12 protein-coding genes are annotated in these 13,707 nt (G+C 72.8%); 5 read left to right on the top strand and 7 right to left on the bottom strand.

Annotation, left to right across the window (positions count from 1 at the left end):
• Positions 1 to 35 precede the first annotated feature (35 nt).
• The 3 genes from ACFW6B_RS14405 to ACFW6B_RS14395 all read right to left on the bottom strand — a co-directional run bounded on the left by ACFW6B_RS14405 (position 36) and on the right by ACFW6B_RS14395 (position 5,214).
• On the bottom strand, positions 36 to 1,946 hold the full coding sequence (locus ACFW6B_RS14405) for a sulfite exporter TauE/SafE family protein (RefSeq protein WP_386595618.1): 1,911 nt from the start codon (positions 1,944 to 1,946) through the stop codon (positions 36 to 38).
• Positions 1,943 to 3,553 carry a tetratricopeptide repeat protein gene (locus ACFW6B_RS14400; RefSeq protein WP_386595616.1) on the bottom strand — a complete coding sequence of 537 codons (1,611 nt, stop codon included), beginning with the start codon at positions 3,551 to 3,553 and terminating at the stop codon, positions 1,943 to 1,945. The genes ACFW6B_RS14405 and ACFW6B_RS14400 overlap by 4 nt, the downstream gene beginning before the upstream one ends.
• A 119-nt stretch (positions 3,554 to 3,672) precedes the next feature.
• Positions 3,673 to 5,214, bottom strand: a complete 1,542-nt coding sequence (locus tag ACFW6B_RS14395) for a DUF4331 domain-containing protein (RefSeq protein WP_386595614.1) — start codon at positions 5,212 to 5,214, stop codon at positions 3,673 to 3,675.
• A 283-nt stretch (positions 5,215 to 5,497) separates the two neighbouring features.
• Between ACFW6B_RS14395 and ACFW6B_RS14390 the strand changes: the two genes are divergently transcribed.
• The 3 genes from ACFW6B_RS14390 to ACFW6B_RS14380 all read left to right on the top strand — a co-directional run bounded on the left by ACFW6B_RS14390 (position 5,498) and on the right by ACFW6B_RS14380 (position 7,269).
• Complete coding sequence (locus ACFW6B_RS14390; RefSeq protein ID WP_386595613.1) at positions 5,498 to 6,040, top strand: sigma-70 family RNA polymerase sigma factor; 543 nt, start codon at positions 5,498 to 5,500, stop codon at positions 6,038 to 6,040.
• A gap of 55 nt (positions 6,041 to 6,095) precedes the next feature.
• Positions 6,096 to 6,884, top strand: coding sequence for an anti-sigma factor domain-containing protein (locus ACFW6B_RS14385; RefSeq protein WP_386595611.1), 789 nt, complete (start codon positions 6,096 to 6,098; stop codon positions 6,882 to 6,884).
• A gap of 115 nt (positions 6,885 to 6,999) precedes the next feature.
• The gene (locus tag ACFW6B_RS14380; RefSeq protein WP_103553271.1) at positions 7,000 to 7,269 is read left to right on the top strand and encodes a hypothetical protein; all 270 of its coding nucleotides are present in this window, start codon (positions 7,000 to 7,002) and stop codon (positions 7,267 to 7,269) included.
• A 158-nt stretch (positions 7,270 to 7,427) separates the two neighbouring features.
• Here ACFW6B_RS14380 and ACFW6B_RS14375 read toward each other — a convergent pair whose 3' ends face one another.
• From ACFW6B_RS14375 to hmgA, 4 genes are all read right to left on the bottom strand, one after another.
• Positions 7,428 to 8,636: a CaiB/BaiF CoA transferase family protein gene (locus ACFW6B_RS14375; protein WP_386595609.1), complete on the bottom strand. Its 1,209-nt coding sequence runs from the start codon at positions 8,634 to 8,636 to the stop codon at positions 7,428 to 7,430.
• A 143-nt stretch (positions 8,637 to 8,779) separates the two neighbouring features.
• Positions 8,780 to 9,994, bottom strand: a complete 1,215-nt coding sequence (locus ACFW6B_RS14370) for a type ISP restriction/modification enzyme (RefSeq protein ID WP_386595606.1) — start codon at positions 9,992 to 9,994, stop codon at positions 8,780 to 8,782.
• 41 nt (positions 9,995 to 10,035) lie between these two features.
• On the bottom strand, positions 10,036 to 10,785 hold the full coding sequence (locus ACFW6B_RS14365; RefSeq protein ID WP_386595604.1) for a GntR family transcriptional regulator: 750 nt from the start codon (positions 10,783 to 10,785) through the stop codon (positions 10,036 to 10,038).
• A gap of 49 nt (positions 10,786 to 10,834) precedes the next feature.
• Positions 10,835 to 12,169: a homogentisate 1,2-dioxygenase gene (gene hmgA / locus ACFW6B_RS14360; protein WP_386595602.1), complete on the bottom strand. Its 1,335-nt coding sequence runs from the start codon at positions 12,167 to 12,169 to the stop codon at positions 10,835 to 10,837.
• Between the two features lie 192 nt (positions 12,170 to 12,361).
• Between hmgA and ACFW6B_RS14355 the strand changes: the two genes are divergently transcribed.
• Both ACFW6B_RS14355 and ACFW6B_RS14350 read left to right on the top strand, forming a co-directional pair.
• Positions 12,362 to 12,883 (top strand): hypothetical protein, encoded by a 522-nt coding sequence (locus tag ACFW6B_RS14355; protein ID WP_386595600.1) that lies wholly within the window; start codon positions 12,362 to 12,364, stop codon positions 12,881 to 12,883.
• 102 nt (positions 12,884 to 12,985) lie between these two features.
• Entirely contained in the window at positions 12,986 to 13,603 is a 618-nt protein-coding gene (locus ACFW6B_RS14350; RefSeq protein ID WP_386595597.1) for a TetR family transcriptional regulator, read from the top strand.
• Positions 13,604 to 13,707 lie beyond the last annotated feature (104 nt).

The following is a 13,707-nucleotide window of genomic DNA, read 5'->3' as shown; positions in this document are numbered from 1 at the left end:
CATTCGCATCCGTGCGTTTTCTCCCCAAAAGTAGCTCAGCCGAGTACGGATGCCGCCCCCTTGAGCACCAATCCGGCCCCGAGGACCACGACGATCAGTGCCGAGCCGAGGGGCGCGGTCCTGCGGAGGAGGAGCACGAGGCGTCCCTCGGCCCACCGCCGGCGTCCGGCGAGGGCGCGGTTCACGCCGCTGCCGAGCTTGACGACGGCGAACCCGGCCGCCGTCAGCGTCAGGGCGAGTCCGACGCCGTACGCGAGCACGAGGAGCAGGCCGAACCATGCCTGTCCGAGCGCCGCGGCGCCCACGAGGACGACGACCGCCGACGGACTGGGCACCAGCCCACCGGCGAAGCCGAGCAGGATCGTTCCGCGGAAGGTCGGGGCGATCTCGTGGGTGTGGGTGAAGCCGCCGTGGGTGTGTTCGAGGGTGGGGGAGCGGTGGTCGTGGCTGTGGTCGTGGTCGTGGTCGTGCGAGTGGGGGTGCGGGTGGTCGTGGGCGTGGGGTCGGGGGGCCGTCGCTGTCGCCGTCGAGGTGGGTGCGACGGTCGCGACGGACGCGGTGGCACGTGCCAGGACCAGGGGCCGCGAGGGGTGACCGGAATGCCGGTGCGGAGAGTCCGCGTGGCTGTGGTCGTGGTCGTGCGTGTGGGCCGGGGTTCGGTCGTGGTCGTGCGTGTGCTGGTGATCGTGGTCGTGGGCCGACGCGTGGTCGTGGTCGTGCGGATGCCCGTGGTCGTGGTCGTGGCTGTGGGCGTGCCCGTCTCCGTGGGTGTGCCCGTGTTCGTGGGCGTGCCCGTGTTCGTGGGTGTGACCGTGCCCGTCTCCGTGGGCGTGCCCGTGTTCGTGGGCGTGACCGTCTCCGTGCCCGTGCCCGTGGGTGTGACCGTGTCCATGGGTGTGGCCGTGGGTGGACGGCCGGTTTCGCCAGGCGCGGCGCAGGAGGGTGGCACCCGCCGCCATGACGAGGACACCGCTGGACACGCCCAGCCAGGCGATCACGGAGGGGGCGGCAGCCGAGCCCGCCGTGACCAGCAGGCCGAGCGCGACGACCCCGAGGGTGTGGGTGACGGTCACCGAGGCGGCCAGGGGCAGGACGTCCTTGAACCGCGCCCGGCCCCCGCGCGCCGCCGCCGTCGCGGCCATCAGGGTCTTGCCGTGGCCGGGTGCGAGCGCGTGCATGGCGCCCAGGCCCACGGCGATGACCAGCGCCAGGGCGGCGAAGCCGAAGGTGAGGTCATGGCGGGCCACCAGGTCGTTCAGCGCCTGGGTCCAGCGGTCGGCGCCGCGCGGGAGCACGGAGGCGGCCGGAGCGTCGCGCCGCTCCTCGACGAGGGCGGGGCCGCCGGGGCGGATCCGCAGCGAGGCGGTGGCGGTGTCGGCGGGCGAGGAGAGCAGTGCCTCGGGGTACGCGGTCAGCTCCGCCGAGACGGACTCGCGCGGTACGTCCGAGGAGGTGAGCGTCATCCGGTCGCCGCGGGCGGTGACCTCGCGCCAGCCGGGGCCGTGCTCGGCGCCCGCGCCGTGGAAGCCCACGGTGAGCGTGCCGTCGCCGGACAGCGGCGCCGTCAGCCGGCACTCCACGCGCAGGGTGTCGAGTCCCGCCTGTCCCGGGCGCAGCCGGGCCAGGCTCGCGCCCGCGGTCAGCTTCACCGCCCGCCCGTTCACCGTGACCTCGCTGTCGCGCGCGGCGGTCTCGCACCGCTGCCGGGCCCACTCGGTCATGCCGAGCCTCTTGATGTCCGGCTCGGCCTGGGTGGCGGGGATCTCGGCCAGGTCCTCGACGTGATCGACGCGCAGTTTCCCGGGGGCGGCGACGATCCCGTCGTAGCGGTTGACGGTGAAGTTGCCGAGCGGGTGCGCGCTCGCCTGTCCGGAGGGGACCAGCACGAGCGCGCAGGCCGTGGTCAGGACCGTGCCGCAGAGGGCGAGGAACCGGTGCGCCCTCACTTCGCCGCCTCCAGTGCCTTGCGGGCCTCGCGGGCGCCCAGCGGAGAGAAGCCCGGGTTCAGGTCCAGGGCCGTCTCGAGCGCGGTACGGGCCTTGCCGGTGTGGCCGACGGCCCCCTCGATGACGCCGAGGTGGTAGAGGAAGGACGCGTTGCGGTATCCCGTGGCCGTGGCCCGGCGCGCGTACGGCAGGGCCTCCGCGTCGCGGCCCGACACGTGCAGGGCCCAGCCGAGCGCGTCCGCGGTGTGCACGGTGTGCCGGCGGTCCCACTCGGCGCGGGCCGCGGCGAGCGCCGCCTCGGGGGCGCCGTGGTCGGCGGCCGCCAGCGCGGTGTCGAGGTCGGCGTTGACGCCGTAGGAGTGGGCGAGCGAGATCCAGGCCTTCACCAGCGTGTACTGGTCGCGGGCCTTCTGCGCGTCACCCGCCGCGCCTCGGGCCTCGTACAACTCACCTAGTTCGACGAGGGGTTGAGGGAGCGGATAGCGCTGTACGACCAGTTCCATGCCTTTGATCGCCGCCGCGCGGTCGCCCAGTGAGGCCTGGGTGCGGGCCCGGCCCTGGAGGGCGGGCAGGTAGTTGTCGTCGGCGGCGAGCGCCCGCGCGTAGTAGGTGAGGGCGGACCTGTAGTCGCCCTGGTTCCAGTCGAGTTGACCGAGTGCGGACGCCACGTACGCGATGTCGCCGCGGCCGGTCGCCGTCGCGAGCGCCTGCTTCAGTACCCGGCGGGCGGTCTTCACGTCGCCGCGCAGCTCGTGGACGTAGGCGTACCGGGTGAAGACCGGGACGCCCGGGCGTCGCGAGTCCGCCAGGTCGGCCGCCTTCGACGCCTCGTCGTAGCGGCCGAGTTCGACGAGGGCGTCGATGCGGGAGGACAGGGCGCGTTCGCTGTAGGGGTTCTGCTCCAGCGTGAGGTCCGCGTACTTCAGGGCGCCGGTGAAGTCGTGCCGGGCGGCGGCGAGGGCGGCCCGTCCGGCGAGCGCGGGATCGTAGTCGGGGCGCAGCTTCAGGGACCGGTCGAGCGCCTTCTGCGCCTGGGGGTACCGCGAGGGGTCGCCCTTGGTGCGGGCCTGTTCGACATAGGCCAGGCCGAGCGTGGACCAGCCGCCGAAGTCCTTGGGCTGGGAGCGGAGATGGGCCTGGAGGGAGAGGACGCTCGCGTCGAGGTCGCCGCTCGCGAGCAACTGGGGTGACATGCCGTTGGACACGGACACGACGGCGGGTGCCGTCCCGCCGTCCCTCACCGCGCCCAGCGCCACCGCGCCGGCCGTCATGGCGATGGCCAACGAGGCTGCGCAGAAACCGAGTTGGGCGGCGCGCCAGCGACGCTGGGACCGCGACGGCCCCGCGTCCGCGACCTGTTCGGCAGGCTCCGCGTCCGCGGCCTGTTCGGCGGGTGCCGCGTCCGCGGTCTGCTCGGCCGACGTCGCGTCCGTGGCCTGCTCGGCAGGCTCTGCGTCCGCGACCTGTTCGGCCGGTGCCGTGTCCGTGGTCTTCCCGGCGGGCGTGACGTCCGCGGCGCTCTCGGCGGGCGTGGTCCCCACGGTGTTCTCGGCGGGCGTGGCCCTTTCGGTGTCCGGCGTCGCGCTGTCGTTCCTACGCGGGGACATGCCCTCTCCTCAAAGTCCTTGGCGAAACGGTCGTTGTGGGGGGTGGGGGTGGGGGGCGGCGCGGCCCGCACCGTGGGGGGTAGGTACTGCGTGCGGGCCGCGCCAGTCGGTGGGCCGGGTCAGTAGGCCCGGTTGTACATCCGGCGGCGCCACCACAGCAGACCGGAGCCGATGAGCAGGATGCCGGCGGCACCCGCCGCGGCGGAGCCCGCGATCAGCATGGTGTCGGTCCCGCCGCCGGATTCCGTGCCGGCCGGCTGCAGCGCGTCACCGAGCTGGCTGCGCACGTCGGTCCCGCTGGTCGTGCCCTTGGCGAGCGCGCCGCGCGAACCCGAGGTCGGCAGGGCGACGTACGGGAAGGACTTCTCGAACTTCTTGTCGTTCTTGTCGACCGCGTCGCCCAAGTCGTTCTTGGAGCCGACCAGTTCGCCCTCGACGACCTGGAGCGCGGCGTCGATCACGTCGTCCGTGAGCCGGCGTCCGTTCGGGAAGCCCGCGTTGTCGCCGTCGAGGACACCGAGCCGCTTGGGGTGCATGGTCGGCTTGATCGAGGTGTTCAGACGCAGTTCCTCCGCCGGACGCACGTGCGGCGGCTGGTTGAGGCCCTTGACGCCCTTCAGGAACACGTCGACCAGGTCGTTGCGGGGCTCGGCCGGGGCCTTGATCTTGTAGATGCCCTCGATGAGCTTCGGCAGTTCCGGGTTGGTCACGTTCTTCAGGAACTGGGCGTCGTCCCAGGGCGCGGACGCGTTGAACTTGTCCTTGTCCTTCTGCGGGTTGACGACCTCGTTGACCAGCGGCATGCCGAGGCGCGAGACCTGGGTGAAGCGGCCGCGGGCGTCCTTGCGCTGCGTCGTGGACCAGATGCCGACGACCGGCTGGCCCTCCGACTCACGGATCATGTCGTTCGGGACCTGCAGGGCTATGGAGTTGACGTTGTAGCCCTTGAGGGTGTCGCGTCCGACCTCGCTCAGGTTCCCGCCGTACAGCAGGTCGAAGACGCGCAGGTCCAGGAAGAACGGGTCGTCCGCCTGGCCGGCGAACGTCGTCGAGCCGCCGGCGAGCTTGGACACCGCCTGGTAACGCAGCTTCGAGTAGTCCGGCATCGACGCCTTGCCGACGTTGGACGGGGCGACCGGAACGTCGTCCGCGACCTTGGTCCGCGACACCATGCGCTGGTTGCGCAGCCGCAGCAGCTCGATGTCGTACGTCTGCGTGATGTTGAGGTCGGGGTCGTCGAGGCTGGTGACCGGACCCGTGTTGTAGAGGAACGTGTTGCCGTTCTTGCGGTGCGTCTTGAAGGTGTAGCGGTAGATCAGCTCACCCTGCCCGTCACCGTTGTTGTCGATGTGGATGTCGTACTGGGCGTCGTCGGCGAACGTGAAGAAGTTCGGGCCGCCCGCGGGCTCCTCGAAGGGGATCCAGTTCGCCACGATCGTCGTCGTGTCCGGCTTGTCCGGGCTGACGAAGGCGTACACGTCCGTGTTGTCGTACTGGGGAGTGCCCGAGATCAGGGGGGCCTCCCGGTGGCTGGAGGCGGAGGCCGCCCCCGGGGCCAGCGCCGTCGCACCGGCGGCCGCGAGCCCCCCGGCAGCCAGCGCACCGCTTACGAGGGTCGCGAGAGTCCTGCGACCCGCGCCGCTCCTGGAGATAGGTGTCATGCCGTCCGTCCTCTGTCCAACTTGCCTGACGCACGCCATTCGGAGCGGTCGCCGGGGTGGATTGGTCGAATCCCAAACGTCTTTACGGCGGTTCTTGCGGCATGTTTCATCGACGGGGCGAAGTTCTTCCCCGAGGGGAGCGGACGGGCCGGTCACGGAGACCGGAACTGATCAGCGGCGGACACGCGTTTTCGGCTCGCTGATCCGTAACCCATCCAGAGACAGGTTCGCTGCGAAGACTCAAGGGAAAGGACGGTCCGTGCACAGCCGGAGAGGGGGACGGGTGGAGGCTGACGAGCTACTGGTGCTGGTGGCCGGAGGCGACCAGCGCGCGTTCGAGGAGCTGTACGGACTGGTGTCCGGGCCGGTGTTCGGACTGGTGCGTCGTGTGGTGCGGGACCCGGCGCAGTCGGAGGAGGTGTCGCAGGAGGTCCTGCTCGAACTCTGGCGCTCCGCACCGCGGTTCGACCCCGGACGCGGCAGCGCGCTGTCCTGGATCCTCACGCTCGCGCACCGCCGTGCCGTCGACCGGGTGCGCAGCGCCCGCGCGGCCACCGAACGCGAGCAGCGCGAGGGGCAGCGCAACCACCACCCCGCCTTCGACCAGGTGGCCGAGGAGGTGGAGGCCGGACTCGAACGCGAGTGGGTCCGCCGTTGCCTGGACCGGCTCACCGCCCTGCAGCGGCAGTCCGTCACGCTCGCCTACTACGACGGCTACACCTACCGTGAGGTCGCCGAACGGCTCTCCCTGCCGCTCGGCACCGTCAAGACCCGTATGCGCGACGGGCTCACCCGCCTGCGTGATTGCCTGGGAGGGGTCGCGTGAACGCCGCCGACCGCCTGCCGGGCCGTGATCCGAACGGAAGAGAGGGGGGTGACGCATGAGCGTCCTCGACCGACTGCTGGGCCGCGATCTGCACTCGCTCGCCGCCCCCTACGCCCTCGACGCGCTGGAGAGCGACGAGAAGCGCCGCTTCGAACGCCACCTCAGGGGCTGTGACGACTGCGCCGAGGAGGTGCGGGCGCTGACCGAGGACGCCGTGCGGCTCGCCTGGTCCGCGGCCGTGGCCCCGCCGGCCGCGCTGCGCGAACGGGTGCTGACCGCCGTACGGGCGATGCCGCAGGAACCGGCCGCGCGGGAGCTGCCCCGCGTACGGGCGTCCCGTCAGGCCGCCCGCGCGCGTGCCCCCCGTCTGCGCCCGCTGTTCGCCCCGCTCGCCACCGCCACGGCCGCCGCGGCCCTCGTCGTCGCCGCGCTCTTCGCGGTGCAGACGACCCAGGCGCGCGACGAACTGAACCAGGAGCGCGCCCAGGCGCGTGAGATCGCCCACGTTCTCGCGGCGCCCGACGCGCGGGCGACCGCCGGACGGGACGCGCGGGGCCGGGGAATCGGAGTAGTGGCCTCCGCGTCGGAGCGCCGTGCCGTCGTGACGCTGGCCGGACTCGGCGCGCCGTCGGACGGACGCGTTCACCAGCTGTGGCTCATGCGACCTGGCGAGAAACCGCGTTCCCTCGGCCTCTTCGACGGCGACACGCCCCTCGTCGCCGACGGGCTGAACACGAACGCGACGTCACTCGCAGTGACCGTCGAGCCCCGCGGTGGCTCGGAACAGCCCACTACCTCGCCTGTTGTCCAACTCGCCCTGGAAACGGTTGGATTCGGAGAGTAACCGTCAACCCCCTTATGGGGAAGGTGAATCCTTTGTCCGAGATACACGCATGCCACGAGGGGGCGATAGGGTTACTCTGCCCGGGCCGGGTGGACTTGTACGGGTGGGGAGTGACATGGAACAGATAACAGTGCGCAGCAGGGCGCGTGTCCCTGCGATCACGTGCGGGAGCAGCGCGACCAGCTCGCGCCTCGACCGACATCTCGCGGTGCTCGGCGGACCCGCCATACCGCAGCGCGAGACGCTCGAGGCGACGTCGCTGATGCGTGAGCTCACGACCCGTGACCACGCGCACGACAGCGGCTCCAGGGTCGCGCGCGTGCGGCGGGTCTCGCTGTTCGCGCCGCTCAGGCGGCTGCGCCGCTCGCTGTTCGGCAGCCGCTGACCGGCTGTCGGCACCGGCCTTCTCGACCCGCGCTCCGGCGACTCCACCGAACCGGCGCAACGCTGCCCCTCCGCGTCCGTCATCCCCACGGCGGGCAGCGGTGCCCGGCGACCACCACGTCCGGAGCGCGGGTCACCACCGTCACCGGGTCGTGAGGCTCAGCGCACCACCCCGTCCCGCCGCAGCTCGGCGACGTCCGCGTCCGTCATGCCCAGCGCCCGCAACACCGTCCCCGTGTGCTCGCCGAGCCGCGGGACGGACCCCATGCGCGCCTCCTCCCCGCCCGGCAGCGTGATCGGAGGCAGCAGCGCCCGCAACGGGCCGGCCGGCGATCCCACCTCCCGCCACCGGTTCCTGGCCGCGAACTGCGGATGCTCCGCCACCTCCGTCACGTCCCGCAGCCGCGCGCAGGCGATCCCCGCGGCCTCCAGGCGGGCCACCGCCTCGTCGGCGCCGAGCTCGCCCAGCGCCTCGGCGACCAGCGCGTCCACCCGCTCCCGGTTGGCCACCCGCGCCGCGTTCGTCGCGAAGCGCGGATCGTCCGCCGCTCCGGGCCGCCCCACCACCTGCTGGGCGAGCCGTCGCCACTCCCGGTCGTTCTGCACCGACAAGAGCACGCCCCCGCCGTCCGCCGTCGAATAGACGTCGTAGGGGACGATGACGGCGTGCGCGAGGCCCGTGCGGGCCGGCGGGGTCCCGCCGTGCATCGCGTGGTGCAGCGGATGCCCCATCCACTCCGCGAGCGCGTCCAGCATCGACACCTCGACCGGGCCCCCGCGGCCGGTCGTGCCGCGCCGCACCAGTGCCGCGAGGACCCCCGAGAACGCGTACATGGCCGCCGCGATGTCCGCGGCCGGGATGCCCGCCTTCACCGGCCGCCCGGGCGTCCCGGTCACCGACACGAGCCCCGCCTCGCACTGCACGAGCATGTCGTACGCCCGTTTGCCGGCGTACGGCCCGGAGGGCCCGTATCCGGAGATGTCCACGGCGATCAGCCGGGGGTGCTCGGCGCACAGGGTCGCCGCGTCCAGGCCGAGCCGTGCCGCCGCCCCCTGGGCGAGGTTCTGCACGAACACGTCCGCGTCCGCGACGAGCCGGCGTACGACGTCGAGCCCGCGCGGGTCCTTCAGGTCGAGGGCGACGGACTCCTTGCCCCGGTTGCACCACACGAAATGCGAGGCCAGGCCCTGGGCCGCGGTGTCGTAGCCGCGGGCGAAGTCCCCGCCGTCGATCCGCTCGACCTTGACGACCCGGGCGCCGAGATCGGCGAGCTGCCGGGTCGCGAAGGGCGCGGCGACGGCCTGTTCGACGGCGACGACGGTGATGCCTTCGAGGGGCAGGGGCTCTGGCTGCATGCGATGGATCATGGACCCTGGACATATTTTTGTCATGCACTGATTTCGCGGGGGCGGTCCGGCGCCGGTCCCCGGGCGCTTCCCGACGCCGGTCCTGACCGGGCGCCACGGCAGGACCGGGCGCCACGGCAGGACGAACGTCGCCCGCCACGGCCCTAGATCAGTGCGAACTGGCCTTCCGGGCCCTCCTCGTGGTGGTCGAGCACCGAGGCGGGGCGGCGTGCCGCGGCCGGGACGGGGAGCACCCCGGCCCTGCGCAGTTCCGCCGGGGTGATCGGGGAGCCCGGCTCCAACGCGGCCTGCTGGGGGCGCAGTTCCGCGAGGAGCGCGAGCACGGTGACGAGTTCGAGGAGTTCGGACGTCCACGCCTGCGGCCAGTCGGCGGGCCCGATCGCCTCCAGCGTGCCCGGCTCCCCGGCCCCCGTCCGCGCCGCGAACCACTGTTCCAGCACGCGCACGCCGCCGACCTCGAAGTCCCAGGCCGCGGGCGGCACGGGCGAGATCCTGCCCTCGCCGAGGTGCAGCGACTCCTCGGCGCGGTCGTAGTACGGGTCGGCGAGGAGGGGGCCCGCGGCCGGCCGGGAGCCCTGGGGGAGGGCGGACAGCGGTGCGCGCACGTAGGGGCGCCGGCCGCCGGGGAGTTTGGGGCGCTCGCCGTCGCGCCGCATCAGCCGCAGCATGCGCCGCCCCAACTCGACGCCGTACGACCACACTTCGGGGTCGGCGGTGAGCGGGACCGCGCAGCCGCCTCGGCCGTGCCGCGCGACCGCCGTCGTCCAGGCGAGGACGTCGGCGGGCGCGGGCACGTGGCCGAGGCGGGAGCCCAGGTGTTCCAACAGGCCCGGTGCCAGGTTCGGTTCACGGCCGCCGGGGCGCCGGTAGAGGGGACGCACCCGCCCGCCGCGGCCCGCGCTCAGCGGCAGCACGGAGACGGCCAGCAGGGCCGGACCGGAGGCTTCGGGCACCGGGGTCTGCTCGACGGCGAAGACCTGCTCCCCGTCCGCCACCCGCCACAGCTCGGGACGGGCCGAGTCGATCAGCCTGTGGTCGGGGATCAGCCACTGCTCGTCGAAGGGGGCGCTCAGCACCCGGACCGGCGCCGGGCAGGGGTCCGACGCCCGCGCGAGGCGGCCCGTCCCACTGGACTGGCCCGGGAGCTGGGCCACCGCGGAGTGCGTCGTGCGCGCCCGCGTCGGCCCGAACAGCGTCTCGCGGTCCTCCCCCTCGGCCCGGACAAGGGCGTCCCACCGGGCTTTCAGGGAAGCCGCGTCGGGGGCCGTCGGCCACCTCCGGCCCAGCCTCGGCGGTGCGACGGACCACGGCATGAGGTCCGCGAGCAGCGGAGCGGCGTCGGGCGTCACGCCCGGCATCGTACGACGCGGACGCCGCCCGCAGTCCCCGTACGCCGTCGTCAGTGCGCGTCGAGGGTGACCGTGAAGGAGAAGCGGTCGCCCCGGTAGTGGATGACCGCCACGTCCAGCGCCTGCCCGTCCGTGCCGTGGATGACGCCCGTGTAGCGCAGGATCGGGCTGAGCAGCGGCACCCGGAGCAGGCGTGCCGTCTCCGGGTCCGCGAGCGTGGCCTCCACCGTGTCGGTGATCCGGCTGATGCCGACCCCGAGCACGTCCCGCAGCACCTTGGTCATCGGCCAGCGGATCAGGTCCTCCCGGTCGATGCGGTCGGCCAGCTCCGGCCGGAGGAAGTTGCGCGCGTGGTTCGTCGGCTCGCCCGTCGTCTCGTCGCTGCGCAGCCGGTGGTACGTCGCGACCTCGTCCACGTCCGGGAAGAATTCCGCCAGTTCGCCCGGAACGGGCGCCTTCCCCTGGTCCAGCAGCTCGGTCGTCATGCCCGACTGCTGGGCCACGATCGTGTCCACCGAGCCGAGCAGCCGCACGGGCGCGCCCCGCCGGGCGCTCGGCTCGATGAACGTGCCCCGCCGCCGGTGCCGGGTGATGAGCCCCTCGGTCTCCAGCTCCTTGAGCGCCTGCCGCATGGTCAGCACGCTCACCCCGTAGTGCCCCGCGAGCTGCTCCTCGGTGGGCAGGCGCAGCGGGTCCTGGGGTGCGCGGCCGAGTATGGAGGCGCGCAGGGACTGCGACACCTGGTACCACAGCGGCAGCTTGCGGTTCAGGACGATCGAATCGGGAGCGAAGGAGGTCACGAGGGTATCCGTACCGGTCGCGGGCGTGGAAGGCAACGGTCGGTGCGACTCAGCCGGCCGGGCGGAAGTGCCGCCCGAGCCCCTTCCACACGTCGTCGTAGCCGCCCTGGAGGTGTTCCGCCCGCGCCGCCTGTGCCGTCGCGGTCACCGGCCAGCGGGTCTCGAACATGAAGGCCAGGCCGTCGTCGATCTTCTGCGGCTTCAGCTCGGCGGCGCTGGCGCGGTCGAAGGTCTCCTGGTCCGGTCCGTGCGCCGACATCATGTTGTGCAGCGAGCCGCCGCCCGGGACGAAGCCCTCCGCCTTCGCGTCGTACGCGCCCTCGATGAGCCCCATGTACTCGCTCATCACGTTCCGGTGGAAGTACGGCGGCCGGAACGTGTCCTCGCCCACCAGCCAGCGCGGCGCGAACACGACGAAGTCGACACCCGCCAGACCCGGGGTGTCGGACGGCGAGGTGAGCACCGTGAAGATCGAGGGGTCCGGGTGGTCGTAGCTGATGGAGCCGATCACATTGAAACGGCGCAGGTCGTAGACGTACGGGACGTGGTTGCCGTGCCAGGCTACGACGTCCAGCGGCGAGTGGTCGTACGTCGCCGTCCAGAGGTTGCCGCAGAACTTGTTCACCACCTCGACCGGGCCCTCGACGTCCTCGTACGCGGCGACCGGGGCGAGGAAGTCGCGGGCGTTGGCGAGGCCGTTGGCGCCGATCGGGCCGAGGTCGGGGAGCTGGAAGGGCGCGCCGTAGTTCTCGCACACGTAGCCGCGGGCGCCGGGTCCGCCCTCCGGCGCCGGGTCCAGCAGTTCCACCCGGAAGCGCACGCCCCGGGGGATCAGCGCCACATGGCCGGGCTCCACGCGCAGCAGGCCGAACTCGGTGCGCAGCAGCAGCCCGCCGCGCTCCGGGACGACGAGCAGCTCGCCGTCGGAGTCGCTGAACACCCGCTCCATCGAGGCGTTGGCGTGGTAGAGGTGCACCGCGATCCCGGTGCGCTGGCTCGCGTCGCCGTTGCCGCCGAGGGTCCACAGGCCCGCGAGGAAATCGGTACCGGGGGCGGGCTCGGGAAGCGGGTTCCAGCGCAGCCGGTTCGGGTCGGGCACCGTCTCCGTGAACGGCGCCGTCCGCAGCGTGCCGTTGTCGGCGCGGGTGAACGCGGGGTGCGCGGCCGACGGCCGGATCCGGTACAGCCACGAACGCCGGTTGGAGGCTCTCGGCTCGGTGAACGCCGAGCCGCTCAGCTGCTCCGCGTACAGGCCGAGCGGTGCGCGCTGCGGCGCGTTGCGGCCGTGGGGCAGGGCCCCCGGGACCGCCTCCGAGCCGTGTTCGTTGCCGAATCCGGAGAGGTAGGCCAGCCCCTCGGCCGTCTTCCTCGCGTCCCCGCTCATGATCGCTCCCTCGCGCCTGATTCCTATGCATCACCGTAGGATTCCGTCCGTCCCCGCGCAAGAGGCGGACCGGGTACCGATCACTGTTGGCCGGATGCGCCAGGGGACTAGTACTTGAGATGTCCCGCATGGTCCGAGAACCCGACTTCCGGGGGATCCGGCCGCAATGGGCCCTGTTCTACGCTCCCGGACATGCGATGGACGCGTGGACTGCTCACCGCGCTCGCGGTCTGCGCCCTGTCCGGCGGGGCCGCGGGCTGCGGCGCCGGTGAGGCGCGCGAGCGGGAGACCGTGATCTCCGCCTCGCCCGTGGGCACGTTGCTCGACGAGGCGGACGACGAGGGGCGGCTCTACCGCGAGGTGGGCGGGAAGGGGGCGCCCGAGGTCGCGATCGAGATCCAGCCGGACGCCGCGGAGGGCTGGAGCGTACGGCTGGCCGTCCGCAACTTCCGTTTCTCGCCCGCGGGTGCGCGCGCCGTTCCGGTCGCCGGGCGGGGCGTCGCCCACCTCTACGTCGACGGCCGGACCGTCGCCCTCGTGCGCACCGCCGAGTACTCCCTCGCCGGGCACCTCGTGCCGCGCGGCACCCACCACGTCACCGCGCGGCTGTACGCGGACGACGGCACCGTGTGGGCCGTCCGCGGCGAGCCCGTGGAGAGCACGGCCGACATCACGGCCTCGGGCCCCGCCGCCGACGGCGGCTCCGAAGGGTGATGGGTGGTCACGGCACGGAGATGCCCCGCGGGAAATGAGTGGCCAGGGCACGCAGGTGCGTACTGATGGGCGAGGTTCACCCGAACCCGGCGGAAAGGCATCATGAAGACCGTGCCCCATACGACCTCGCTCCGCAGAGCGCCCGTACAGCGGCGTAGCGCAGAACGACTGACCAGAATCCTCGACGCGTGCGCCGACCTCCTCGACGAGGTGGGCTACGACGGGCTGAGCACGCGCGCCGTGGCCCAGCGGGCCGGTGTGCCCATCGGCTCCGTCTACCGCTTCTTCGGCAACAAGCGGGCGATGGCCGACGCGCTCGCCCAGCGCAACCTGGAGCTCTACAGCGAGCGTGTCACGCAGCGCCTGCGCGACGCGGACGGCGGGGACTGGCGGGCCGCGATGGACGCGGTCCTGGACGAGTACCTCGCCATGAAGCGCACCGCGCCGGGCTTCTCCCTCGTCGACTTCGGCAACCAGATCCCCGTCGGCGCCCGCTACGCCGAGCCCAACACCCGGGTCGCCGACCGCCTCACCGACCTGCTCTCCGGCTACCTCGGCCGCACCCCGGACGAGGACCTGCGCCGCTGCTTCCTGGTCGCCGTGGAGAGTGCCGACACCCTGGTCCACCTCGCGTTCCGGGTCGACCCCGAGGGGGACGAACGGATCATCGAGGAGACGCGCGAGCTGCTGCGGGCGTATCTGGCCAGGGTCCTCGACTAGCGCCCCTTCCCGGGGACCACGGCCGGTCGGCCTTCCCGGGTGCCCGTGCGGTCCGCGCGGTCCGGGTACGGAATCCAGACGTGACCCGACGGACCCTCCCCGTC

Origin of the sequence: Streptomyces sp. NPDC058751, from assembly GCF_042746485.1 — a bacterium.
Lineage (GTDB): Bacteria > Actinomycetota > Actinomycetes > Streptomycetales > Streptomycetaceae > Streptomyces.
Note: the sequence above shows the minus strand (reverse complement) of the source record. Positions and strands in the feature narration are given on the sequence as shown.